The following is a 22,769-nucleotide window of genomic DNA, read 5'->3' as shown; positions in this document are numbered from 1 at the left end:
TGTCAAACTCTGTCGCGTTGCAGTTGGTCGCTTGAAGTTTGCGCTTTCCTTAATCCGGCCGCATGTGCTTCTGGTCGCGGGGCAGGGTGTCGTTTTTCAGACGGATCACCGTTTTCTGCAGGAGCAGATTGTTGGGCAGGGTGTAGCGGTGACCAAGCTCGTCCTGCACGGTGATAAAGATCAGACCCATGTGTCGAATCTGCCCTGTCACGGTATTGTCCCCGTCCAGCAGGCGGATGCGATCACCTACCCGGTAAGGGGCACTGAAGAACAGGATGATGGCCGCGGTGGCGTTGCTGAGCATGGACCAGCTGGCGAACAAGGCGACACCCAGCAGGGCCATCAATGAGGTTGCGAAAACCATCAGGCCATCGCCTTTCAGCCCCCACAGCACACCGATAGCGATCAGGCTGATGACCAGGCTGGCACTGTTGATAACCACGGCGGTCTGAAAAATGCGGGCCCGGGTGTAGTTACGACGCCGGCCCAATCGTTTGGTGATTCCGCGCAGCAGGATGGACAGCGCCCACCCCAGCAGGGCAATCACCACGGTGAGCCCCCACTTCATGATGATGGATTCCATAGCTAACCGTGTTTACCTGAGACAAAGGGGTTGTTGGCACGCTCGTGGCCAATGGTCGACATGGGGCCATGGCCGGGAATAAATGAGACGTCGTCGTCCAGCGTGAGCAGCTTGTCCTTGATGGCGTTGATCAGGGTATCAAAGTCGCCCTTGGGAAAATCAGTACGACCGATAGAGCCGTTAAACAGCACATCCCCGACCACCACCAGCTTGCTGTCGGGCTGGTAAAACACCACATGTCCTGGCGTATGGCCGGGGCAATGGCGCACTTCAAAGTGTGTTTCACCCACGGTGACGGTATCGCCATCTTCCAGCCAGCGGTTGGGAGTGAAGGGGCGGGAGGCCGGGAAACCCATCATCTGCGCCTGCTGGGGCAGCATGTCGATCCAGAACTGGTCGTCCCGGTGGGGACCTTCAATCGGAAGCCCGAGGGTCTCGGCGAGTTCGGCCACCGCGCCCACATGATCCAGATGGGCATGAGTCACCAGAATCTTCTCGGGGGTGCCGCCGACCTGTTTTAGTGCATCCAGAATGCTGTTGAGGTCGCCGCCGGGGTCGACGATGGCAACCTTGTCGGTGGATTCGCACTTGAGGAAAGAGCAGTTCTGTTGAAACGGGGTCACCGGCAGGATGGCGTACTTCATGGCTGTCTGTTCGGCTGTCTGGGGGTGAATGTGACCGGCAGTATAGCCGGTTCCCCGTGGTGCCTGCATGTCCGGACCAGTAAAAATATTTGCAAATTCAGACCTGGGTGGGGTTTGCGGTTTGCAGGCGAGTGCTATTTTAAGCTTTCCAACAATATACCCCGAGGAAGGGAATCATGGACATGGAACAAATCCAGCCATATGTGGACAAGGCGATTGAGCTGGGCATGGCGTACCTGCCCAAGGTAGTGCTGGCGGTAATTACGCTGGTGGTGGGGTTCTGGATCATCAAGCGGATTGTCGGTGGCATGAACCGGGTGCTGGGACACAAGGCGATTGATGATTCCCTGCAGAAGTTTCTTTCCAGCTTTCTGGACGTATTGCTGAAGATTCTGTTGTTGGTGGCCGTGGCGGGCATGGTCGGGGTGGAGACCACCTCCTTTATTGCCATGCTGGGTGCAATTGGCCTGGCAGTGGGGCTGGCCTTGCAGGGAAGTCTGGGTAATCTGGCGGGAGGGGTGCTGATCCTGTTTTTCAAACCCTATCGGCTGGGCGACATTATCGAGGCGCAGGGATATACCGGCCGGGTTCACGATATCCAGATTTTTACCACGATTCTGATCACTTACGATAACCAGCGTATCGTGATTCCCAACGGGTTGATGTCCAACGGCTGCATCAAGAATATTTTCTGTGAGCCCCAGCGCCGTGTGGATATCGAGTTCGGTATCAGTTATGGCGACAGCATCGAAGAGGCGCGCAAGGCTATTCAGTCTGTCATCGACAGTGATGACCGCATTCTTTCCGGTGGCAGTTTTGATCCGAATATCTTTGTGTCAGCCCATGCCGATAGCAGCATCAACATGCTGACCCGAGTGTGGGTGAATTCCGAGGATTACTGGCCGGTGTATTTCGGGCTGTTTGAGCAGGTGAAGTATGCGTTCGACCAGGCCGGGATTACCATTCCGTTCCCGCAGCGGGATGTGCATTTGTACCAGCAATCCTGAGTTCAAAGTCTAAAGTTGAAACGCGGATTAGCCTGGAGTCACTGAAAGGCAACAGGCCGCGACCATTTCTGGTCGTGGCCTCTTGCCTCAGGGATTATGAGTGACCCTCACGCGGTTTAACGTTCAACGTTAAACTCGTTTCTCGATCGTCACCGGCAATCCATCCTTGGGCATGATGAGGGGCACTTGCTGGGTGGGCAGTTCATAGTCCTCTTTTGCGCGTACCCGGTAGCGCTGCAGGAAGTGGTAGAGGAAGGTTTTGGTCTGCAGCTCGGCAAAATTCAGCCCCAGACATTTGTGATGGCCGCCGCCGAAGGGGACCCACTGATAAAAGTGTTTCTTGTGTTCTGCCCGTTCGTCACTGAAACGTTCCGGATCAAAGCGGAGCGGTTGGCTCCAGTATTCTTCCATGTAATGGGTGTACAGGGTGGAGATGTTCACCAGCGTATTTTTCGGCAGTAGGTAGCCCTGGTATTCCACCTCTTTCACCGTACGGCGAGGGAAAGTGGTGAGCGGGGGGCGCATACGCAGTGTCTCGCGGAATACCCAGCCGGTTTTTTCCAGCTTGCCCAGATCATCATAATCCAGCGCGGTTTTACCCAGTCCCTTCATTTCTTCTACCAGGATTTCCTGCCACTCGGGGTGTTTGGCGAGCATGTAGATGATTGAGCACAGGGTGCTGGTGGTGGTGTCGTGGGCGGCGAACAACAGGAAGATCATGTGGTTCATCACGTCCCGATCGGTCAGGCCGCCTTCTTCATCTGCCGCCTTGCACAGTTCGCTGAAGAAATCCGGGGTGTCGCTGTTGCGTTTTTGCGGGATCAAACCAGTGACAAAGTCTTCCAGATAGCGACGCCCTTTCATGCCCCGGTGCCACAGCAGGCCCGGGATTTCCAGTCGGACCACGGCCAGTGAGGCTTCGGTGGTATCGATGAAGGACTGGTTGACTCTGTCGGATTCCGGTCCCATTTCCAGGCCGAAGAAAATTTGCGCGCCTACATCCAGCAACAGTGTCTTGATGTGCTCCAGGAATTTCATTTCCGTGCCGGCGGGCCAGTCCTGAATTTCCGTGCCGATGTGGTGATTCATGCGATCCAGGTAACTGGCCAGTGCCGGTTTCTTGAAGGCCTGTTGCATGATGCGGCGATGAAACTTGTGATCGGCAAAGTCCCGCAGCATCAACCCATCGGTAAACAGCTTCTCCAGGATGGGGTTCCATGCCGCCCGGCTGGAAAATGCGTGCTCGGGATCCTTAAGGACAAACTCGTTGGCGTCCGGGCCCAGCAGGGTGACGCCACGCTGGAATAGCACCGAGCCCTTGAAGACAAGACCGTACTGCCGGGCACGATCGGTCACCAGCTTGTGGTAGTCCTTCAAAAAAGGCACGGTTTCGCCGAGCAGCGGCCAGCCGTAGTCCCCGGGGATATTATCCAGCTTGCGCTGGGGCATACGTGGTAATTGTGCGGCCTCTTGCTGGGCGGCTTCCATACGGTTCATGACGGCACTCCCGATAAACACTTTGTATAGGTTGAATCTACCCCCGGTGTGCCAGGGTGAACAGAGGCCTGTCGGCAACGGTCAATCGGTGCTGTCCTGTCCAGCCCCGGGGTTGAGGCGTGGTAGTATCTGCGCATCTGCAAGGAGAGAATCTATGTCCAAGCCTGCGGCACAATTCGAGCCCCTGGCCGTGGCGGTGTTGACCGTCAGTGATACCCGCACCCCGGAAACCGATACTTCTGGCGATCTGTTGGTGCAGCGTCTCCAGGAGGCGGGCCATACCTTGGTTGCCCGACAGATCGTCAAGGACGATGTCTACCAGTTGCGCAAAGTGGTGTCGGACTGGATTGCCGATGAGCAGATCCAGATCGTTTTGACCACCGGCGGCACCGGGTTTTCCGGCCGTGATTCCACCCCGGAAGCGCTGTCGGTGTTGTTCGACAAGCACATTGAAGGGTTTGGGGAATTGTTTCGGCAGGTCAGCCTGGAAGAGATCGGTTCTTCCACCATTCAGTCCCGCTGTCTGGCCGGGTTGGCCAACCGTACGGTGATCTTTTGCCTGCCGGGTTCCAACAATGCCTGTGCCACCGGCTGGGATCGCATCATCAGTGAGCAACTGGATGCCCGCCACCGTCCCTGTAATTTTGTCGCTCAGGTGCGTCGATGAGCCAGATTCCTGCGGTGCTGATGCCGGTAGAGGACGCCTTGTCCCGGCTGCTGGACAGCATGCGCCCGTTTTCTGCCGTGCAGGATCTGGTGTTGGGTGAGACCCGGGGGCAGTACCTGGCCTCGGATGTGGCGGCACGGGTGGATGTGCCGGCGTTTGATAATGCCGCGGTCGATGGTGTGGCGTTGCGCTACCAGGATCTGGCCGAGCCTGGCCTGACATTGCCGATGCCCTTGCGGGTGGCGGCGGGTGATCCGCCCTGCACCCTGATGCCCGGGCAGGTGGCCCGTATCTTTACGGGCGCGCCGGTGCCCACTGGCGCAGACACGGTGTTGATGCAGGAAGACTGCGAGATCGCCGATGGCCGGGTGCGGTTGCCAGGCAGGGATGACGTCACCCAAGGTCAGAACATTCGTCCTGCGGGTCAGGATGCCCGTCGTGACGCCATTGTGATTGAGCGCGGCCAACGCCTGACGCCCCAGGCTGTCGGCTTGATCGCATCGGTGGGGGTGCCCCAGGTAACGGTGAGTGCACCGCGGGTTCTGATCCTGACCAGTGGCGATGAATTGCAACGCGCCGATGAGTCACCGCTACCAGGCAAGATTTACGACAGTAACGGCCCGCAGCTGGAACAGCTGGTGGTGCAAAGTGGTTTCCCTGCGGTGCGGCGGGAGCACTTGCCTGATGATCCGGCGATTATCAGCGACACCCTGACCCGCTATCTTACTGATGCCAGTCAGCGCCCGGACGTGATCATTTCAACCGGCGGAGTATCGGTGGGGGAGGAGGATCACCTGCGTGCGGTGCTGGAGGCCAAAGGCTCGCTGGACTTCTGGCGGTTGGCAATCAAACCGGGCAAGCCGTTTACCTTTGGCCAGGTCGATGGGATTCCTTTTTTTGGGTTACCCGGTAACCCCTCTGCCGTGCTGGTCTGCTACCTGACGCTGGTCTTGCCGGCACTGCGTCGTGCCTGTGGGGCGCAAACGGTGCTGCCTGCGCCGCAGACATTACCGGTGAATTTTTCAGTTAATAAACCGGGCAAGCGTCAGGAATATTTGCGTGTGCGGTGCCTGCAGGAAGACGGTGAGTTGCGATTGCAGCAACACCCCAATCAAAGCTCGGGCATGCTCAGTTCTGCCGTGTGGGCGGATGGCCTGGCAGTGGTGCCGGTGGGGCGTACCGTGTCCCCCGGAGATCGGTTGGCGTATTTTTCGTTTGCTGACTTGTTGGGTGGCTAAACCCTGTTTATGCCAGCGCGTGACGCCGGTACGTTTTGGAGAAGATGTTCATGTCCCTGGAATCCACCTTGTTGGCCCGTGCCGATTCAACGTGCGAGCTTTGTGCTGCCGGTAGCGCGCTTTCGGTGTATGCCGTGCCCCCGGCGTCTGATGGCAGTGAAGCGCAAAGCGTCCTGCTGTGTGAAACCTGCCAGTACCAGATCGATAACCCGGGTAACGAAGACGCCAATCACTGGCGTTGCCTGAATGACAGCATGTGGAGCCAGGTGCCGGCCGTGCAGGTACTGGCCTGGCGAATGCTCACCCGGTTGCGGGCGGAGGGCTGGCCGCAGGATCTGCTGGATATGCTGTATCTCGAAGACGATGTGCAGGCCTGGGCGCAGGCCACGGGGGAGGGGCAAGACGCCGTGGCAATGGTGGAGCATCGCGACAGCAATGGCGCGGCGCTGCACGCCGGCGATACGGTTACCCTGATCAAGGACCTGAATGTCAAAGGCGCCAATTTCACCGCCAAGCGGGGCACGGCGGTGAGAAATATTTCATTGGTGCAGGATAACCCCGAGCAGATCGAAGGCCGGGTAGAAGGCCAGCGGATCGTCATACTGACCCAGTTCGTGAAGAAGACAGGATGAGGCGGTCACTGATCCTCGGCGGGATTCGCTCCGGTAAAAGTTCGCTGGCAGAACGTCTGGTTACTGAGCAGGCCGACCCGGTGGTGTATGTGGCGACCGCCACGGCCGGTGATGGCGAAATGAGTGACCGGATCCGCCGCCACCAGTTGCGTCGTCCGCCGCAATGGGGGCTGGTAGAAGAGCCGCTTGCCCTGGGGGCGTTGCTGAACCGTCAGGCCACGCTGACACCGCCCCCGTGTGTGCTGATTGATTGCATGAGCCTGTGGGTGAGCAACCTGCTGCACGCCGGGGACACGGTGTTCGTGCGCGAGCGGGACAGTTTTCTGGCCGCCCTTTCCCGTTACCCCGGCCGTGTCGTGGTGGTCAGCAATGAAGTGGGCTTGGGAATTATCGGCATGGATCCCCTGACCCGCCGTTTCGCGGATGAGTTGGGTTGGCTGAACCAGTCCCTGGCGCGCAAGTGTGACCGGGTCTTGCTGTCTGTGGCAGGCATCGCCCAGACGTTAAAGGGATAAGTCCGGCTGTAGGCGCGCGGGTCATTCGCGCCGCCAGCCAGCGGTGTTATTCCGGCGTTATTTTTAATCCCCGAGCCTGACCAAACAGCTCAGGGTGCCGTGCGGGGTGTCATCAATGCGCACCTGTGAGCGGCAGGCAAACGGAACCTGGAAGCCCGCCATGGCGTTGCTGGGGGTGAGACCAAGCACATGCGCCAGCACCATTCGAATGACGCCGCCGTGGCAGACCAGTAACACGTGCTTTCCTGCCAGTGCGTCACTCCAGTGTTGCCAGGCTGCACCGATGCGGTGATGAAAATCCTGAATGATTTCCGCATTCGGAGGCGGAAAATTTTCTGCATCGCGCCAGAAGTTGGCCTGATGGTCACCGTATTCCCGGGCCACCTGCTCTCGCGTTTTGCCTTCCCAATCGCCAAAACTGATTTCCTTGAAACCCTCTGCGACAGTAACGGGAATGTTCCGTTGTTCTGACAGCTCGCAGGCGAACTCGCGACAGCGCAGCAAAGGCGACGTGAGGATGTGGTCCCACTGTTCGTGTTGGCCAATAGCGTCTCGCATTTGCTGCCAGCCCAATTCACTGAGTGGGTCATCCCTGTGACCGCGATACTTGTGGCCACCGGCGGGCTCGCCGTGGCGGATCAAATCGAACAAGGTGGTTGTCATGGGGTTATCCGTCTGCGTTGCTGACGCCGGCATCGGCAAAGGTGGCCATCTGGTTGTGCAGGGCGCAGGCGCTGCGAATCAGGGGGACCGCGACGGCAGCACCGCTGCCTTCCCCAAGGCGCATACCCAGATCCAGCAGCGGCGTTGCCTCAAGGGCGTCCAGGATGCGTTGGTGTCCTGGCTCCCGGGAGCGGTGGGCAAACAGCAGCCAGCAAGACAGCGCCGGGCGTAGCTGCACGGCACACAGCGCTGCGACGGAGACGATAAACCCGTCTACCAGCACCGGAATGCCGCGAGCGGCGCAGCCGATCAGGGCGCCGGTGATGGCCGCAATTTCAAAGCCCCCAAGGGACTGCAGGCAGGTCAGGGGCGTCGCGTCATCGTCGTGCTGCTGATAATGTCGCGCCAGCGCCTGCTGGATGATCGCCGCCTTGTGCTGGACGCCCTGGCGATCAAGGCCGGTGCCGGGGCCGGTCAGATGGGTTGGGTGTTCTGCCAGCAGCGCGCAGGCCAGTGCGCTGGCGCTGGTGGTATTGCCGATGCCCATCTCGCCGGCGATAAACAGCTGACAACCGCGCTCAAGAGCCCGGGCGGCACTGCGGTCCCCGGCCGCCAGCGCAGCGGCAAGTTGTTGGGCATCCATGGCGGATTCCCTGGCCAGGTTGGCGGTGCCGGCAGCGACTTGTTCGTCTATCACTCCGTCGCTCAAGGGGGGGGCGCAGACGGTACCGGTATTGATCACTTCCAGAGCCGCGCCCAGCTGCCGGGCCATCACGCTGATGGCGGCGCCGCCGGTGACGAAGTTGGCAATCATCTGTGCGGTGACCGCCTGGGGAAACAGGGAAATGCCCTCGTCACAGACACCATGGTCACCGGCAAAAACCGCAATCTGTACCTGCTCTGCGTTGGGGGTGTCGGTGCCTTGCAGGGCGGCCAGCCGAACGGCCACGTTTTCCAGTTCGCCCAGCGAACCGGCAGGTTTGGTCAGTTGCGATTGGCGTGCCAGTGCCCGCTGGCGGTGGGTGTCGCTGGGGGTGGCAAGCTCGGCGAGCCAGGGGGATGAGGTGGTCAATGGGTGCTCCCGGCAGGGTGACAGCAGAGGGGAAGCGGCAAATCCTCTGCCCCCATCGGGGGGAGTGTCAAGTACACTGCCGGGCTTCACGGATGGTATCGCAAGGAAGAATCGTGTCCCTGACCCTGTATCTGTTCTGTCTGTTGGGCCTGCTGCTGGATGCCGTTGTGGGCGAGCCCCGTCGGTGGCACCCGCTGGTGGGCTTTGGCAAGCTCGCCGACGCTCTGGCACGGCGGGTGAACCGGAACCCGTCGGGTCGCTGGGCGGTGGCGGCGGGTGGGCTGGCGGTCGTCCTGCTGACCGTGCCGGTGCTGGCGATGCTGGTGGTGGTGTTTGCACTGTTGCCCGCGTGGGGCGACGGGATGGTCTCTGTTATCGGGCTGTGGCTGGTGGTCGGGCGTCGCAGCCTGGTGGAGCATGCATTGGCGGTGCAGGTGCCATTGCAAGCCGGTGAATCCGCGTTGGCGCGTGAGCAGGTGGGCAGGATTGTCAGCCGGGATTGCTCTGCGCTGGATGAGGCGGGCATCGCCAGAGCGGCCACCGAGTCGGTGCTGGAGAACGGTGCCGATGCCCTGTTCGCGTCGCTGTTCTGGTTCGTGGTGGCAGGGTTGCCGGGGGCGCTTTTGCACCGCCTGGTCAACACCCTCGATGCCATGTGGGGCTACCGTAATGCGCGCTTCGAACGGTTTGGCAAGGTGGCGGCGCGGCTCGATGATGTCATGGGCTGGCTGCCCGCCAGGCTGACGGCATGGGGGTATGCCCTGTGTGGCCATTTGCCCCGGGCGCGGCGTTGTTGGCGTCGCCAGGCGCCGGCCTGTGACAGCCCCAATGCCGGTCCCGTGATGGCCGCGGGTGCCGGGGCGTTGGGCGTCCTGCTGGGTGGGCCTGCGCACTATCATGGGCAATACAAGGACAAGCCGGTGCTGGGTGAAGGGCGGCCGGCCACGGCCGAGAGTATTGGCGCGGCGATACGCTTGCTGCATCGCACCTTGCTGCTGTGGCTGGGAGCGATGGCATGCCTGGTGTGGCTGACATGAGCGGCGAGCATGGTGGGCAGTTGCATCGCGCGGCAGCCCGTTACGGCATTCCGGTCACCGACTGGCTGGATTTGTCTACTGGTATCAGCCCCTGGTCCTGGCCTGTGCCGTCGTTGCCCGAGACAGTCTGGCAGCGGTTACCCGATGAAGAGGACGGCCTGGTGGCCAGCTGTCGTGAGGTATTGTCGTTGTCTCCGGAGGCCGGTTGTTTGCCGGTGGCAGGTAGTCAGGCGGCGTTGCAGACACTGCCGTCGCTGCGGCGCCCGTGCCGGGTGGGGGTGCCCGTGCCGGGCTACCGTGAGCACGCACTGGCCTGGCAGCGCCAGGGCCACACGGTCGTGCCGCTGGCGCCGGACACCATAGAGGACGCCCTTCAGGGGCTGGATGTGCTGGTGTGGCTGCAGCCCAACAACCCTACCGGGCTGTGGTTACCTCTTGAGCGCTTGCTGGCCTGGCAGGAGCAATTAGCGGCACGGGGGGGCTGGCTGGTGGTGGACGAGGCGTTTGTAGAAGCCTCAGCGGCGCCGTCCCTGGTCGGTGAGGTGGGGCGTCCCGGGCTGATCGTGTTTCGCTCACTGGGCAAGTTTTACGGTCTGGCCGGCGCGCGTGCAGGGTTGATGCTGGCGGAGCCGGCCCTGTGTGATGCTGTGCAAAGGAGCCTGGGCCCCTGGGCATTGAGCCACCCCGCCCGCCATATCATGGCCAGAGCCCTGCTGGACCGGCACTGGCAGGCGCAGCAACAAGCGCGGTTGCGTCTGGCGCGGGTTGCACTGGACCGAGTCTTGAGCGACGCGGGGTTTGTGCCTGCGGGCGGGTGTGATTTGTTTGCCTGGTGCCCGGAGGCTAAAGCGGGTGTCTGGGCTGAGCGGCTGGCGCGCCAGGGCATTCTGGTGCGCGCCTTTGATACGCCATCGGCGCTCCGGTTCGGGTTGCCGGGGGATGAGGCTGCGCGGGCTCGCCTGTGCCAGGCGTTGGCCCGCTAGCCGCGACGGCTATTGCGCCAGCAGTCGTTGTCGGGCGCTCTGGTATTCCTGCTTCAATTGATCAATGCGCTGATGGGCGGGTAGGACCGCCTTGACGGCACCAATGCCCTGACCGCTACCCCAGATATCTTTCCAGGGTTTGGCGCCGCGGGTTTTGCTGTTATCGGTTTTCTCGGCAAAGTTCATGGACGAGGGGTCGCTGCTTGGCAGGTTGTCCGGGTCCATGCCTGCGGCGGCAATGGAGCTGCGCAGATAGTTGCCATGGACGCCGGTGAACAGGTTGGAATAGACGATGCCGCTGGCGCCGCTATCCACCACTGCCTGCTTGTAATTGTCCGCGGCATTGGCTTCTTCGGTGGCAATGAAAATGGAGCCGATATAGGCCAGATCTGCCCCCATGGCCTGGGCGGCAAGAATGGCGGCGCCATTGCCGATCGCGCCGGACAGCAGCAGGGGGCCGTCGAACCATTCACGAATTTCCTGCACCAGGGCAAACGGGGACTGCACTCCTGCATGACCACCGGCACCGGTGGCAACGGCAATCAAACCATCGGCACCTTTATCGATAGCTTTGCGGGCAAAGGCGTTGTTGATGATGTCGTGAAACACCAGGCCGCCGTAGCCGTGGATGGCCTCGTTGACATCCTCCCGGGCGCCCAGCGAGGTAATGATCAGCGGTACCTGGTGCTTCACACACAGGGCGAGATCCTGCTCCAGCCGTGCATTGGACTTGTGCACGATGAGGTTGACGGCAAAGGGGGCCGAGGGTTGTGAGGGGTTGTCCTGATCCCAGGCCTCGAGTGCTTCCCGGATCTGGATCAACCAGTCCTCAAGTTGCCCGTCTTCGCGGGCGTTCAAGGCGGGGAAAGAGCCGACAATGCCCGCCTTGCACTGGGCAATCACCAGTGCAGGGCTGGAGACAATGAACATGGGAGAGGCAACGACGGGCAGTTGCAGTCGCGCCTTCAGCAGGGTGGGCAGTGTCATGGTGAATCCTCAATTACATGCTGCCTTACATACTGCGATAAAAGCGCGAAAACTGTCATTGCTGCGGTAGGCCGCAGGTGACAGAAAAACGGTCAATCCCTGTCATTTCCTTCGCGCCCGCGCAGCGCTTTCAGCAGGCGGGCGGGAAAGCCTGCCGAACGTAATATCGGGCTCACATGCATTAGCCCTTCATGAATGTCGCGCACCTGCTCGGTCAGTTCATCCACGTGGCCGGTAATGCCATCCACCCTGACAGAGAGATCCGAGACCTGGTCCGGCAAGGCGTCCATGCGCTCGATAATGCGCATGATGCGATGGGCCATGATCAGGTATTCCAGGGCCGCGCGAATCACCGCGACAATCACCAGCAAGGCCAGCGGGGCAATGGCGGCGGCGATGATGCCGGCGGGCATGGACCACCAGAAGCAGACCCCCACGACCGTGACCACAACCACCAGCGCGCCAAGTATCAACAGCAGATAAAACAGCGGCATCAGCTGCATGGTCAGATAACGGTTAAAGCGCCAGTCCGCCAGGTTGGGGATGCGGGAGGTAGAGGGATTGGGATGGTCCGGGTTGGGCGTGCGCATGCGGCGTCCTGTGATTCTTGTTGTGTATTCAGTCTAGGGGAGTAGGGGGCAAAAGTGTGCCTCTGTGGCGCAGAATTCTGCTGGGTTTGAGTAACCCCAGGCTCTGATTCGGGTCGGTTTTATCTGTTCTATATCCGAACGCAGGGACGGCTTTTGTGGATAAGATGGAGAGAGTGGTTCGGAGGGGGAGACGGAAGGAATCGCCTGGGCTTTGTTTAACTCTATAAAAATCAGTAGCTTGCTGTTTTTTGGTGATAATTTTGAGGTGCCTTGGAGGGTTGCGGTATCCGGGGCCAAAGGGGCCATTTAGCCGAGTTGAAGCCGAACAAGCATTCGATCTAATGTTGCCACCAGAAAATGTAACAGTTAGCGGGGTGGCTACCAGATGGCGCTGCCCCCTGCCATCGACAGGTGACCCAGATGCAGACCGCAACCATTCATCAGTACGTGCCGAAAACCGCCAAGCCCCGTGCCGAAGTGCCGATCCGTCATATGGATTTCCAGTTTTCAGCCGACGGGGTGGATACCCAGTTTTTCCGCAACACCGAGCTGGCCACAGCAATCTTCGAGGCGCTGTCCATCTTCCTGACTTTTGGCGAAGACCTGGTCATCGACACCGCCCGCTATCATCGCCAGTTCGTGAAGGACCCGGAGCTGAAACGGCAGGTAACATCCCTGATTGGACAGGAAGCGATCCACTCGAAAATGCATAACGAGTTCAATGATGCGCTGGCCAAGCATCGTTTCCCGGTGGGCTTCTACCGCTTTCTGGCAGACAACGTCTTTGAATACGGCTTCAAGCGGTTGCCCAATCGCATGCAGCTGTCCCTGATGGCGGGCATCGAGCATTTCACCGCGGTGCTGTCGGAATACATGATGAAGCACGAAGATATTTTCTTTGAAACGGAAGATGAAAAGCAGCGTGCCCTGTGGATGTGGCACATGCTGGAAGAATCCGAGCACAAGGACATTGCCTACGACGTGTTCCAGGAATTGTCCGGTAACTATGCGTTGCGGATATCCGGTTTTGCGTTGGCCACCTTCACCATCATGTTCCTGGTGCCGCTGGGCGGTGTCTTTATCCCGATTTTTCGCAACCCGCTAAACATGGTCCGCCCGCGCTACTGGAAGGATGTGCGGCACAGCCTTGCCTTGTTGGCGGGGCCGAAGGATGGCGTTTTTGGCAGCACCATGAATCACATCATGGATTACCTGCGTCCAGACTTTCACCCGAATGATCACGACACCTCAGCGTATCTGGAGTACTACAAGGAAAAGCTGCTGAACCCGGAAACCGGTTTGCTGACCCCTTACCTGACCAAGGAATTCGTCCCGCCGGTGCGGGCCTGATTTCCCCTGAACACGCCTTCTTGAGTGGAACATTATGTTGAAGCTGATCAAACAACGCTTTTCCCGGCCCAGCACTAACGCCCGGGCGGTAGTCACCGGCGCAGGCAGTGGCATTGGTCGCAGCTTTGCCCTGGAGCTGGCGCGCCGCGGTGGTGCGGTGGTGTGTGCGGATCTGAATCTGGCCAATGCCGAAGAAACGGTTGCCATGATTCGGGAATTGGGTGCGCAGGGGTGGGCGGTTGCCTGTGATGTGGGCAAGGCAAAGCAGGTGGAGGCGCTGGCGAAGGAAGCCGAGGCCTTGCTGGGCGGCCCGGCGACGCTGGTGATCAACAATGCCGGCGTCGGCATTGGTGGCAAGTTTGATGAGTTGTCCCTGCAGGACTGGAAATGGGTAATGGATGTGAATCTGTGGGGTGTGGTCCACGGTTGCCATTATTTCGTACCCGGCCTGAAAAAGCAGGGTGGCGGGGCCATCATCAATGTGGCGTCGGCGGCATCCTTTACGGCCGCGCCGGAAATGAGCGCCTATAACGTCACCAAGGCCGGGGTGCGCGCCCTGTCCGAAACCCTGTATGCGGAACTGAAAAAGGACAACATTCGCGTCAATGTGCTGTGCCCGACCCTGGTGCCCACCAACATCATCAAGGATGGCCGTATCCCGGAGCGGTATTCCAGACTGGCAGACCATGCGTTGATGAACTACGCGATGACTACCAGTGACAGTGTGGCAAAACTGACCCTGAACCGGCTCGACAAAGGGGAGCTTTACACCACGCCGCAGGTAGACGCGAAGCTGTTCTGGTTGATGAAGCGTGCTTCGCCGGATCTGTATGCCCGATTCCTGGGCTTCTCTTACCGGTTTCTTGGCTGATGCGGCCGGACTTGAACCGCGAACCACCCGAACACGAAAAGAAAAGAGGCAGAGACCCTATGGCTGAGAACAAGGCTCAGAACAAGGCAGCGTCCCCGGTGTCGCCTGTTTATGATTCCCTGATTGTCGGCGCCGGCATTTCCGGCCTGGCGGCAGCGATCAAGCTGCGTAAAGAAGGCTATACCGACTTCAAGATTATCGAGAAGGCCAGCCAGGTCGGCGGTACCTGGCGTGAGAATACCTATCCCGGTTGCGGTTGTGATGTGCCGTCGTCACTGTATTCCTATTCGTTTGCGTTGAGCAGCAAATGGAGTCGCCTGTTTGCCAAGCAGCCGGAAATCCTCGCCTACCTGAAAGAGGTGAGCGACGATTTTGGCATCACCCCGCTGATTGAATTCAACACGGACCTGGAACAGGCGCGCTGGGATGACAGCCGTGGCCTGTGGGTGCTCAATACCAGCAATGGGGAATACCTGGCCCGCACCGTGGTGTTTGCCACCGGGCCGATCACCGAATCGCAGATTCCCTCGCTGCCGGGGCTGGAGACCTTCAAGGGCGAAATGTTCCATTCTGCCAAGTGGAACCATGATTATGACCTGACCGGAAAACGGGTCGCGGTGATTGGCACTGGTGCGTCTGCGATCCAGTTTGTGCCGGAAATTCAGCCCAGGGTAAAAGAGCTGTTCGTGTTTCAGCGCACGGCCCCCTGGGTGCTGCCCAAGCCGGACTTGCCGTTGAGTGAGACCAGCAAAAGCGTGATCGAGCGGTTACCCGCGATCCAGCACGGCTGGCGCAAGGCGGTAGCGGGCTCCCTGAATGTGATCAACTTCGGGCTGCGCAATCCGAACGTGCTCAAGCCGGTGAGCAGTGCCGCCAGGCAGCTGCTCAGGCTGCAGGTGCATGACCCGGTGTTGCGCAAGGCCGTGACACCGGATTTCACTTTGGGCTGCAAGCGGATTCTGTTTGCCAACAACTATTATCCTGCCTTGCAGGCGGAGAATACGAGCCTGATTCCCCATGGTCTGGTGGAGGTCGACGGCAACACGGTGATTGCCGCCAACGGTGAACGCCATGAGGTCGATGTGATTATCTGGGGCACCGGTTTTGATGTGTCTCATCCGCCGATAGGCCGCAAGGTCTTCAACGCCAAGGGTGAGCGCCTGTCCGACCTGTGGAAAGACAGCTCGCCGGAAGCTTATCTGGGCGCAGCTCTGGCCGATGTGCCCAATGCCTTCCTGGTGCTGGGGCCTAACGTGTTGGTGTATGACTCTTTCATTGTGCTGGCCGAGGCTCAGCTGGATTACATCATCGATGGGCTGAAAAAAATCCGTGATCGCGGGATCAGTCGCCTTACCATTCGCCCTTCGGTGATCGAACAGCACAACCAGAAAGTGCAGAAACACCTGAAGGGGACGGTGTTCAACAGTGGTGGCTGCAAGAGCTACTACCTGGACCAGAATGGCCGAAATTTTGCGGCCTGGCCCTGGTCACTGAAAGCCCTGAAAAAGCGCCTGTCCCGTTTCCGGCTCAAGGATTACGAGGTGGTGTATCAGCAACAGAAAGCCAACCGCAAGGCGGCGTAACACTGTTGCAGGAAGGGGCTGATTTAGCCCCTTTTTTTCTTTCCCCTGTTACTGCGTGTTCTTTATTCCTTCTGGCTGAGTGTGTACTCGGCGTAGCCACTGAGCGTGTCCCCCAGCACCGCCACCAGTTCCTCAAAGGTCTGGGTGGGGTTTCGGGCGGACAGGTGACGAATCACCGTGTAGATGCCGCCGTTGATATAGAAATAGGCGAGGCCGGGGATATTGGGCAGTTTCAGCAGTTCCGGGTGGTGCATCAGATACTGGGTAAAGAAGTCCATCAACGTGCGGGAGATGGGGGCCTGATAGATCACCATGTCCATGCTGAACGCGTGGCGGGCAAAACGCAGGTAGAGCTCGTTGTTCTCTTCCAGAAAGTCGCGGAAGTTGAAGAGCAGGGTATGGATGGCACCGCGAATATCCATGCGCACCATCTTTGGCACCAGTGGATGAATCATGGCCACGGTGTCTTCCACAAAACGCTCCGATGCGGCCTGCACGATGGCGTTCTTGTCGTCGAAATATTCGTACAGTGAACCCACGCCGATCCCTGCCCGCTCAGCAATGTGACGGGCCGTAATGCCGGCTGGTCCCTGGTCGGCAATGGTCAGCAGAGTGGCCTCAATGATGGCGTCTACGGTGGCTTTGGAGCGTTGTTGTTTGGGTTTTCTGGCCATGGGGGTAATCCGAATTGTATCCGAACGAGCATTCGCTTTATTGTTACATCAGTGAATGTAACAGTAAACGTTTGGCTGTGCCATCGGCCCCGTACCGGCGGCAGCCTTCAACGAGGATCGGACACCATGTTCGGTAAACAAGACAAACTGATTAACCACGCCATGGCCGTAGTCACCGGCGCGGGCAGCGGCATTGGCCGGGCGTTTGCAGAAGCGCTGGCGGCGCGCGGCGGCGCGGTGGTGTGTGCCGATATCAACCTGGAGACCGCCCAGCAAACGGTGGACCGGATTACCGCGGCCGGCGGACGGGCATGGGCGCTGCGTTGCGATGTCAGTGTGCGTGCAGAGGTAGAGGCGCTGGCGGAGCAGGCCCAGGCGCTGTTGCCTGAACCGGTCAGTCTGGTCATCAATAACGCCGGCGTGGGTGTGGGTGGCAAGAACATCGGCGAGATTTCCCTGGAAGATTGGGAATGGACCATGGGCATCAACCTGTGGGGCGTGATCTACGGCTGTCACGTTTTCGCCCCGTTGCTGAAGCAGCAAGGGCGGGGCGGGATTATCAACGTGGCGTCCTCGGCCAGCTTTGCCGCCGCCCCACTGATGGGGCCCTACAACGTGACCAAGGCGGGGGTGCTGGCCCTGTCCGAGACACTGGCAGCTGAAACCGCTGGCACCGGCGTCAATGTGACGGTGCTGTGTCCCACGGTGGTCAACACCAACATATTTAGCGCGGGTCGCATTCATGGCGGCGTGCCGCCGGTGCTCAATCGCATTATCGAACTCACGGGCGTGTCTGCCGAGGGGGTAGCGGATACCACCCTCAAGGCACTGGCCCGTGGCCAGCTGCATGTGCTGCCCCAGTTCGATGCGCGCATGATCTGGCGCGCCAAGCGTTTGCTGCCCGCAACCTATACCCGTGGCGCCGGACTGCTCAGCCGTCTGGCCGCTGCCAAACTTTAATTTTTCACCCTGTACCCGGGAGGAATGCATCATGGCTTCCATCGACCTCGACAAAATGCTTGCCAAAATCAAGAGCACCCAGTGGGCCCTGTCAGACATTGACTGGGATGCCCCGGGGGCGGAACTGATTACCGAAGAGCAATGGCCAAAACTGAAAGAGTTCATGGCCGATCTTATGTGGATTGAACATGTGGGGGCTCGGGCTTTTGCGGCGTTGGCCAAGAAAGCCCCAACCGATACCTTGCGAGAAATCTACAGTTACTTTCATGCAGAAGAGCAGCGACACGCCAATGCCGAGATGGCCTTGATGCGTCGCTGGGGCATGCTGGAAGGGGATGAGATTCCGGAGCCCAACGTCAACCTGCGCATCATCATCGAGTGGCTGGATCGTTTTGCTGATGAGATGCCTGTATACGTACTCGGCACTGTGGTGCCCATGCTTGAAATCGCGCTGGACGGTGCCCTGTGTACTTTCCTGCTCGAGACCGTGAAAGACCCGGTTTGCCACCAGGCATTCGAGAAGATCAACGATGATGAGTCCCGCCATCTGGGCGTGGGTTTCACCGTGATGGAAATGCAGGGTCGCAGTGCGTCATACATCAAGATGGTGCAAATGATGGCGCGAGTGATGGATCCCCGTCTGATTCTGGGTATCGCCTCTTATATGCCACTGCTCAACAAGATGCGCGATAACGTGATTGCGATGGGCCTGCCAGAAGAAAAACTCTACAAGGCCATGCAGAAGTTTGAACGTATTGGTGGGCGAACCGAAGAAGGGCGTCGTAACCCCTGGTTCCAGTTGATCAAGCAGCACGGCCGCTGGGTGACCAATCGTAGCAACAAGGTGTACCACGTGCCGGTGGATGCGCTGGTGAAAATTACTGGCATGGTGCCCCGGAAAGCCTTGCCTGCGGTGCCTTCATGGGTGAAGGAGCTTACCTACGAACCCACCGCAACACGTTAATCCTGTTGTCAGCATAGCCGCCCGGCGGGTGCCGGGCGACACGACCCTGTAGCACGAGTTTGAACGTTATGAGCACGACCGAAGATTCCAAAAAAACGGCTAAACCCAAGGCGCCACGCAAGAAAGCGGCTGCCGCACGCAAGACGACGGCCCGAAGAAAGACGGCAGCAAGAAAAAAAGCGCCAGAAAAACCCCTGTCGGTTCTTATCGTCGGCGCCGGGTTTGCCGGCTTGGGCATGGCCATTCGCTTGAAGCAAGCGGGTATCGAAGACTTCATTATTCTGGAGCGTGGTAACGCGGTAGGGGGTACCTGGCGTGACAACCAATATCCGGGTGCGGCCTGTGATATTCCCTCGAATCTGTATTCCTATTCCTTCGCGCCGAATCCCAACTGGTCGCGCAGTTTCTCCGGCAGCGAAGAAATCCTCGACTACGTGCATCACCTGGTCGCGGAGTTCGGCTTGGAAAAGCACATCCGTTTCGAGCAGAACGTGGCCGAACTACGCTTCGACGAGACGAAAGGCATCTGGACGGCGACCACGGATAAGGATGTTGTCTTCACCGGCCGTGCGGCGGTGATGGCTCAAGGGCCGCTGGCCAATTGCAGCTTTCCGGCGATTACAGGCATTGAGGATTTCAAAGGGAAAAAAATCCACAGCGCCCGCTGGGATCATGATTACGACTTTTCCGGCAAGAATGTGGCCGTGGTGGGCACCGGTGCCAGCGGGATCCAGATCATTCCCGAGTTGGTCAAGGTTGCCAAACACGTGAAGGTGTTCCAGCGGACGCCGGGTTGGGTGATGCCACGGCCTGACTTTTCCACGCCGGAATGGAACAAGCTGTTGTTCCGCAAGGTGCCAGCCAGTCAGCAGGCCATGCGTGAACTGCTGTATTGGAGTCATGAAAGCATGGCCCTGGCGGTGATCTGGAATTCGCCGCTGACGCGAATCGCGGAGCGCATTGGCAAGTGGCATCTTCGCCGTCAGGTAAAAGACCGCTGGTTGCGTCGTCAGTTGACCCCGGATTTCACCATCGGTTGCAAACGGGTACTGGTTTCCAACGATTACTACCCGGCTTTGCAGAAAGATAATGCGAAACTGATTACCTGGCCTATTGCCCGAATCAGCGAAGAGGGTATTCGGACAGTAGAAGGCATTGAACATCAGGTGGATTGCATCGTGTTTGCCACAGGCTTTGATGTGAGCCACTCCGGCACGCCGTTCCCGGTGCTGGGACGGGGTGGCCGCGTCATGGGCGATGACTGGAAAGGTGGCGCCCAGGCCTATAAGAGCATCAATGTGTCCGGCTATCCGAATCTGTTCCTGACCTTCGGTCCCAATTCGGGTCCGGGCCATAACTCTGCACTGGTGTATATGGAGTCGCAGCTGGAATATGCCCTGAAAGGCATCCGCAAGATTGTTGGAGAAGACCTGAAGATGCTGGATGTGAGAGAAGACGCCCAGCAGCGTTTCAATAAGAGCATCCAGAAGCGGTTGGCGAAAACCAACTGGAATTCCGGCTGCAAGAGCTGGTATCTCACCGAAGATGGTTTCAATGCCACCATGTATCCGGGCTTTGCGACCCAGTACGCGACCCAGATGTCGGAATTCAAAGAAGAAGACTATCAAACCGCCTGATGGGAATCGGGTAGGGAGTGGTGTACTCCCGTGGTTGTTCCGGTGAACGCGGGCCTTTGGCCCGCGTTTTTTTATGGTGGATTGTGGGTTGGGGCAACCGGACTTTTTCTTCTCTTTCGCGATGCCCTTGCATATTGCCCGACGTGGCGTACCGAGCTGAGCCAAAAAACTGTCACACGGATGTCGTTCAACCTTAACCCCTGATCGGTAAAACGCAGTGTTCACCATTGCGTACCAATACAACCGAAGGGGATACCGATGAAATCCTGGCATTATTTGGGGGCTGTCACGCTGGCAGCGATGCTGGCTGCCTGTGGCGGCGATGACAACAACGAAACTGATAGTGCTAACGAAACCGGTGATTCGGTGGCAGAGGTAACGCCAGCTTCCATCAAGCTGGCGTTGTCGGGGCGTTATCAGGCGGGCAGTTTTGATGCTTCGGCAGCTGAAATTCCCGCTTATGATGCCGCGAGCCAGCGGTTGTTTGTGGTTAACGCTGAAGCGGGCGAACTGGACGTGCTGGACATGAGTGTCCCTTCCGCGCCGGAAAAAGTGGGCAGTATCAATGTGTCTGCCATCGCTGCCGGTGCTGAGGTGAACAGCGTGGCGGTAAAAAATGGGCTGGTGGCGGTTGCGATCGAAGCAGACCCCAAAACCGATAACGGTTTCGTAGCCATTTACCAGGCTGATGATTTGACCTTGCTGGACAGCATTGAAGTCGGCCCCCAGCCGGACATGATTACCTTTACGCCGGATGGCATGACAGTGCTAACCGCCAACGAAGGTGAGCCCAACGATGATTACAGCGTGGACCCGGAAGGCTCCATCAGCATTATCAACGCGACAGATACGGGCTCTTTGACGGTGAGCCACGCTGACTTTTCCGGCTTCACTGCCGCCGATCTGCGTGACGCCGGGGTGCGTATTTATGGACCGGGTGCGTCTGCTGCCCAGGATCTGGAGCCGGAGTACATTGCCGTTTCTGCCGATGGGGCAACCGCATGGGTCACGCTGCAGGAAAACAATGCGCTGGCCAAACTCGACATCGTCACGGCCACCGTCACTGACATTCTTCCTCTGGGAGAGATCGACCGCAGCCAGGCCGGCAAGGGTATTGATGCCAGCGATGATGATGAAGTGATTGATATCAAGACCTGGGGCGGTGTTGTGGGGCTTTACCAGCCGGATGCGATCCATGCTTACAGCGCCAATGGCAGCACCTACCTGGTGACCGCCAACGAAGGGGATGCCCGTGCCTGGGGTGAGGATAACGATGCCTACTGGGGGGAAGAGGCCGATGATTCGGAAGATCCGCCGGTGCTGTGTGAGCCGGATGCCAGCCAGGGCTTTGTGGAAGAGTTTCGCGTAAAGCACCTTGTCCATACTGATGGCTTTGATCGTCGCTGTGGTGATGACATGCCTCCCCAGCTGCGTGAACTGGCAGCGGGTGCGCTGCTGGATCCGACGGTGTTTGGTTACTGTGGTGCTGTCGCGGGTGACCCGCAAGACTGCCGTGATGATGATGTGCTCGGCCGATTGAATATTACCTGGACAGCCGGCTACAAAACCGATGCGGCGGGCGACCCGGTGATGTACACCGCCGCTGGGGTTCAGGATGATGCGGGTGATCGCATCATGTACGACACGCTGTACAGCTACGGCGGCCGTTCTTTCTCCATCTGGGATGAAGACGGTGTGCAGGTGTTCGACAGTGGTGATGCCATTGAGCAGTTCCTCGCCGGCGACGATTGCAAGCTGGGGAGTGACCGGTCCATCAACTGCAAGACCTGGTTCAACAGTGGCCATGACGAAAGTGGCGCCATGGATAGCCGTAGTGATGCCAAGGGGCCGGAACCGGAAGGCCTGACCATCGGTGTGATGGGGGAAAAAACCTTCCTGTTCCTGGGGCTGGAACGCATGGGGGGCGTGATGGTGTATGACATCACGGATCCGACCGCACCGATTTTCCAGGACTACCTGAACAGCCGTGAACTGTGGGACGGAGAAGACCCGGATAATGGTAACCTGGCCGGTTTCGGTGATCTGGGTCCGGAAGGGCTGGTCTTCATTCCCGCCAGCGATGCGCCGGAAGGCAAGCCGCTACTGGTCGTGGGTAATGAGGTCAGCGGAACCACCGCGGTGTATGAGGTGGAAATCACTGAGTGATTTACCTGCCTGCGGCCCGTGTTATGCGGGTCGCTGGATGTGATGCCCGGTTTACATTTGAGGTCGCATCGACACAAAGGGCGTAGGGGGTAACCTTTGCGCCCTTTGTGCTTTCCCGTGTTAACTGGATGCTTGGATTTTGCGCTTCTGTTTGGCTTCAAACGCTGCCAGTTGTTCCGGTGTGGCGGGTGCTTGAAACTTGTCCTTCCATTCGCTGTAGGGCATGCCGTAGACCCATTCCCTGGCCTGCTCATAATCCAGTTCTACTTGCTGTTCGCTGGCGGCCGCAGAGAGCCACTTGGACAAACAGTTTCGACAAAAGTCCGCCAGGATCATCAGGTCGATATTCTGTACGTCCTTGTGCTCATCCAGATGCTGCAGCAAACGCCGGAAGGCGGCGGCTTCCAGTTCGGTTCTGGTGGTCTGGTCGATATCGGTCATGGGGGCTC

At 59.0% G+C, this 22,769-nt stretch carries 23 protein-coding genes; 14 read left to right on the top strand and 9 right to left on the bottom strand.

Annotated elements, in window-relative coordinates; genetic code table 11:
- Positions 1–49: 49 nt before the first annotated feature.
- Together Q672_RS23090 and Q672_RS23085 are read right to left on the bottom strand one after the other, a co-directional pair.
- Complete coding sequence (locus Q672_RS23090; protein ID WP_233552431.1) at positions 50–568, bottom strand: mechanosensitive ion channel domain-containing protein; 519 nt, start codon at positions 566–568, stop codon at positions 50–52.
- A 17-nt stretch (positions 569–585) separates the two neighbouring features.
- Positions 586–1,227 (bottom strand): MBL fold metallo-hydrolase, encoded by a 642-nt coding sequence (locus Q672_RS23085; protein WP_031226203.1) that lies wholly within the window; start codon positions 1,225–1,227, stop codon positions 586–588.
- Positions 1,228–1,403: 176 nt separating this feature from the next.
- On the opposite strand from Q672_RS23085, the gene Q672_RS23080 reads away from it, so the two are divergent.
- Positions 1,404–2,234 carry a mechanosensitive ion channel family protein gene (locus tag Q672_RS23080; RefSeq protein ID WP_022984815.1) on the top strand — a complete coding sequence of 277 codons (831 nt, stop codon included), beginning with the start codon at positions 1,404–1,406 and terminating at the stop codon, positions 2,232–2,234.
- Between the two features lie 129 nt (positions 2,235–2,363).
- On the opposite strand, the gene Q672_RS23075 is transcribed toward Q672_RS23080, so the two are convergent.
- Positions 2,364–3,731 (bottom strand): cytochrome P450, encoded by a 1,368-nt coding sequence (locus tag Q672_RS23075; protein WP_022984814.1) that lies wholly within the window; start codon positions 3,729–3,731, stop codon positions 2,364–2,366.
- Positions 3,732–3,885: 154 nt separating this feature from the next.
- Here Q672_RS23075 and moaB point away from each other — a divergent pair, with 154 nt between their 5' ends.
- Genes moaB through cobU form a run of 4 tightly spaced genes read left to right on the top strand, consistent with a single transcriptional unit; the run spans position 3,886 to position 6,783 of the window.
- Entirely contained in the window at positions 3,886–4,398 is a 513-nt protein-coding gene (gene moaB, locus Q672_RS23070; protein WP_022984813.1) for a molybdenum cofactor biosynthesis protein B, read from the top strand.
- Positions 4,395–5,636, top strand: coding sequence for a molybdopterin molybdotransferase MoeA (locus tag Q672_RS23065; protein ID WP_022984812.1), 1,242 nt, complete (start codon positions 4,395–4,397; stop codon positions 5,634–5,636). Before moaB ends, Q672_RS23065 begins: the two co-directional genes overlap by 4 nt.
- A gap of 50 nt (positions 5,637–5,686) precedes the next feature.
- On the top strand, positions 5,687–6,268 hold the full coding sequence (locus Q672_RS23060; RefSeq protein ID WP_031226201.1) for a PhnA domain-containing protein: 582 nt from the start codon (positions 5,687–5,689) through the stop codon (positions 6,266–6,268).
- Positions 6,265–6,783 (top strand): bifunctional adenosylcobinamide kinase/adenosylcobinamide-phosphate guanylyltransferase, encoded by a 519-nt coding sequence (gene cobU, locus Q672_RS23055; RefSeq protein ID WP_022984810.1) that lies wholly within the window; start codon positions 6,265–6,267, stop codon positions 6,781–6,783. The genes Q672_RS23060 and cobU overlap by 4 nt, the downstream gene beginning before the upstream one ends.
- A 63-nt stretch (positions 6,784–6,846) precedes the next feature.
- On the opposite strand, the gene Q672_RS23050 is transcribed toward cobU, so the two are convergent.
- On the bottom strand, positions 6,847–7,446 hold the full coding sequence (locus Q672_RS23050; RefSeq protein WP_022984809.1) for a histidine phosphatase family protein: 600 nt from the start codon (positions 7,444–7,446) through the stop codon (positions 6,847–6,849).
- Positions 7,447–7,450: 4 nt separating this feature from the next.
- Entirely contained in the window at positions 7,451–8,518 is a 1,068-nt protein-coding gene (cobT, locus tag Q672_RS23045) for a nicotinate-nucleotide--dimethylbenzimidazole phosphoribosyltransferase (RefSeq protein WP_022984808.1), read from the bottom strand.
- A 113-nt stretch (positions 8,519–8,631) separates the two neighbouring features.
- Between cobT and cbiB the strand changes: the two genes are divergently transcribed.
- Together cbiB and cobD are read left to right on the top strand one after the other, a co-directional pair.
- Entirely contained in the window at positions 8,632–9,555 is a 924-nt protein-coding gene (gene cbiB, locus Q672_RS23040; protein WP_022984807.1) for an adenosylcobinamide-phosphate synthase CbiB, read from the top strand.
- Positions 9,534–10,538, top strand: a complete 1,005-nt coding sequence (gene cobD, locus Q672_RS23035; protein WP_022984806.1) for a threonine-phosphate decarboxylase CobD — start codon at positions 9,534–9,536, stop codon at positions 10,536–10,538. Before cbiB ends, cobD begins: the two co-directional genes overlap by 22 nt.
- Positions 10,539–10,547: 9 nt before the next feature.
- On the opposite strand, the gene Q672_RS23030 is transcribed toward cobD, so the two are convergent.
- The gene (locus Q672_RS23030) at positions 10,548–11,525 is read right to left on the bottom strand and encodes an NAD(P)H-dependent flavin oxidoreductase (RefSeq protein WP_022984805.1); all 978 of its coding nucleotides are present in this window, start codon (positions 11,523–11,525) and stop codon (positions 10,548–10,550) included.
- Between the two features lie 92 nt (positions 11,526–11,617).
- Complete coding sequence (locus tag Q672_RS23025) at positions 11,618–12,115, bottom strand: DUF4282 domain-containing protein (RefSeq protein WP_022984804.1); 498 nt, start codon at positions 12,113–12,115, stop codon at positions 11,618–11,620.
- Between the two features lie 420 nt (positions 12,116–12,535).
- Between Q672_RS23025 and Q672_RS23020 the strand changes: the two genes are divergently transcribed.
- The 3 genes from Q672_RS23020 to Q672_RS23010 are packed head-to-tail and all read left to right on the top strand — an operon-like array spanning position 12,536 to position 15,919.
- On the top strand, positions 12,536–13,465 hold the full coding sequence (locus Q672_RS23020) for a metal-dependent hydrolase (protein ID WP_022984803.1): 930 nt from the start codon (positions 12,536–12,538) through the stop codon (positions 13,463–13,465).
- Positions 13,466–13,499: 34 nt separating this feature from the next.
- Positions 13,500–14,336, top strand: coding sequence for an SDR family NAD(P)-dependent oxidoreductase (locus Q672_RS23015; RefSeq protein ID WP_022984802.1), 837 nt, complete (start codon positions 13,500–13,502; stop codon positions 14,334–14,336).
- 59 nt (positions 14,337–14,395) lie between these two features.
- A complete protein-coding gene (locus Q672_RS23010) occupies positions 14,396–15,919 on the top strand; it encodes a flavin-containing monooxygenase (RefSeq protein ID WP_022984801.1) in 1,524 nt (507 codons plus the stop codon).
- A 62-nt stretch (positions 15,920–15,981) separates the two neighbouring features.
- Here Q672_RS23010 and Q672_RS23005 read toward each other — a convergent pair whose 3' ends face one another.
- Positions 15,982–16,593 (bottom strand): TetR/AcrR family transcriptional regulator, encoded by a 612-nt coding sequence (locus Q672_RS23005; RefSeq protein WP_022984800.1) that lies wholly within the window; start codon positions 16,591–16,593, stop codon positions 15,982–15,984.
- 126 nt (positions 16,594–16,719) lie between these two features.
- Here Q672_RS23005 and Q672_RS23000 point away from each other — a divergent pair, with 126 nt between their 5' ends.
- From Q672_RS23000 to Q672_RS22985, 4 genes are all read left to right on the top strand, one after another.
- Positions 16,720–17,553, top strand: coding sequence for an SDR family NAD(P)-dependent oxidoreductase (locus Q672_RS23000; RefSeq protein WP_022984799.1), 834 nt, complete (start codon positions 16,720–16,722; stop codon positions 17,551–17,553).
- Between the two features lie 31 nt (positions 17,554–17,584).
- Positions 17,585–18,517 (top strand): reductase, encoded by a 933-nt coding sequence (locus Q672_RS22995; RefSeq protein WP_022984798.1) that lies wholly within the window; start codon positions 17,585–17,587, stop codon positions 18,515–18,517.
- A gap of 68 nt (positions 18,518–18,585) precedes the next feature.
- The gene (locus Q672_RS22990) at positions 18,586–20,154 is read left to right on the top strand and encodes a flavin-containing monooxygenase (RefSeq protein ID WP_022984797.1); all 1,569 of its coding nucleotides are present in this window, start codon (positions 18,586–18,588) and stop codon (positions 20,152–20,154) included.
- A gap of 258 nt (positions 20,155–20,412) precedes the next feature.
- Complete coding sequence (locus Q672_RS22985) at positions 20,413–22,320, top strand: choice-of-anchor I family protein (protein ID WP_022984796.1); 1,908 nt, start codon at positions 20,413–20,415, stop codon at positions 22,318–22,320.
- A 120-nt stretch (positions 22,321–22,440) separates the two neighbouring features.
- Here the strand turns inward: Q672_RS22985 and Q672_RS22980 are convergent, their stop codons facing one another.
- The gene (locus Q672_RS22980) at positions 22,441–22,761 is read right to left on the bottom strand and encodes a DUF1244 domain-containing protein (protein ID WP_022984795.1); all 321 of its coding nucleotides are present in this window, start codon (positions 22,759–22,761) and stop codon (positions 22,441–22,443) included.
- Positions 22,762–22,769 lie beyond the last annotated feature (8 nt).

The organism is Alcanivorax sp. P2S70, assembly GCF_000475295.1.
In the GTDB taxonomy this organism is placed as follows: Bacteria; Pseudomonadota; Gammaproteobacteria; order Pseudomonadales; family Alcanivoracaceae; genus Alcanivorax; species Alcanivorax profundi.
Note: the sequence above shows the minus strand (reverse complement) of the source record. Positions and strands in the feature narration are given on the sequence as shown.

Coding starts and splice junctions, on each gene's coding strand:
- Q672_RS23010 (WP_022984801.1), top strand. CDS start 14,396: ATGGCTGAGAACAAGGCTCAGAACAAGGCAGCGTCCCCGGTGTCGCCT.
- Q672_RS23090 (WP_233552431.1), bottom strand. CDS start 568: ATGAAGTGGGGGCTCACCGTGGTGATTGCCCTGCTGGGGTGGGCGCTG.
- Q672_RS22995 (WP_022984798.1), top strand. CDS start 17,585: ATGGCTTCCATCGACCTCGACAAAATGCTTGCCAAAATCAAGAGCACC.
- cobD (WP_022984806.1), top strand. CDS start 9,534: ATGCCTGGTGTGGCTGACATGAGCGGCGAGCATGGTGGGCAGTTGCAT.
- Q672_RS23025 (WP_022984804.1), bottom strand. CDS start 12,115: ATGCGCACGCCCAACCCGGACCATCCCAATCCCTCTACCTCCCGCATC.
- Q672_RS23020 (WP_022984803.1), top strand. CDS start 12,536: ATGCAGACCGCAACCATTCATCAGTACGTGCCGAAAACCGCCAAGCCC.
- Q672_RS23080 (WP_022984815.1), top strand. CDS start 1,404: ATGGACATGGAACAAATCCAGCCATATGTGGACAAGGCGATTGAGCTG.
- moaB (WP_022984813.1), top strand. CDS start 3,886: ATGTCCAAGCCTGCGGCACAATTCGAGCCCCTGGCCGTGGCGGTGTTG.
- Q672_RS23075 (WP_022984814.1), bottom strand. CDS start 3,731: ATGAACCGTATGGAAGCCGCCCAGCAAGAGGCCGCACAATTACCACGT.
- Q672_RS23060 (WP_031226201.1), top strand. CDS start 5,687: ATGTCCCTGGAATCCACCTTGTTGGCCCGTGCCGATTCAACGTGCGAG.
- Q672_RS22985 (WP_022984796.1), top strand. CDS start 20,413: ATGAAATCCTGGCATTATTTGGGGGCTGTCACGCTGGCAGCGATGCTG.
- Q672_RS22990 (WP_022984797.1), top strand. CDS start 18,586: ATGAGCACGACCGAAGATTCCAAAAAAACGGCTAAACCCAAGGCGCCA.
- Q672_RS23085 (WP_031226203.1), bottom strand. CDS start 1,227: ATGAAGTACGCCATCCTGCCGGTGACCCCGTTTCAACAGAACTGCTCT.
- Q672_RS23065 (WP_022984812.1), top strand. CDS start 4,395: ATGAGCCAGATTCCTGCGGTGCTGATGCCGGTAGAGGACGCCTTGTCC.
- Q672_RS23005 (WP_022984800.1), bottom strand. CDS start 16,593: ATGGCCAGAAAACCCAAACAACAACGCTCCAAAGCCACCGTAGACGCC.
- Q672_RS23000 (WP_022984799.1), top strand. CDS start 16,720: ATGTTCGGTAAACAAGACAAACTGATTAACCACGCCATGGCCGTAGTC.
- cobU (WP_022984810.1), top strand. CDS start 6,265: ATGAGGCGGTCACTGATCCTCGGCGGGATTCGCTCCGGTAAAAGTTCG.
- Q672_RS22980 (WP_022984795.1), bottom strand. CDS start 22,761: ATGACCGATATCGACCAGACCACCAGAACCGAACTGGAAGCCGCCGCC.
- Q672_RS23030 (WP_022984805.1), bottom strand. CDS start 11,525: ATGACACTGCCCACCCTGCTGAAGGCGCGACTGCAACTGCCCGTCGTT.
- Q672_RS23050 (WP_022984809.1), bottom strand. CDS start 7,446: ATGACAACCACCTTGTTCGATTTGATCCGCCACGGCGAGCCCGCCGGT.
- Q672_RS23015 (WP_022984802.1), top strand. CDS start 13,500: ATGTTGAAGCTGATCAAACAACGCTTTTCCCGGCCCAGCACTAACGCC.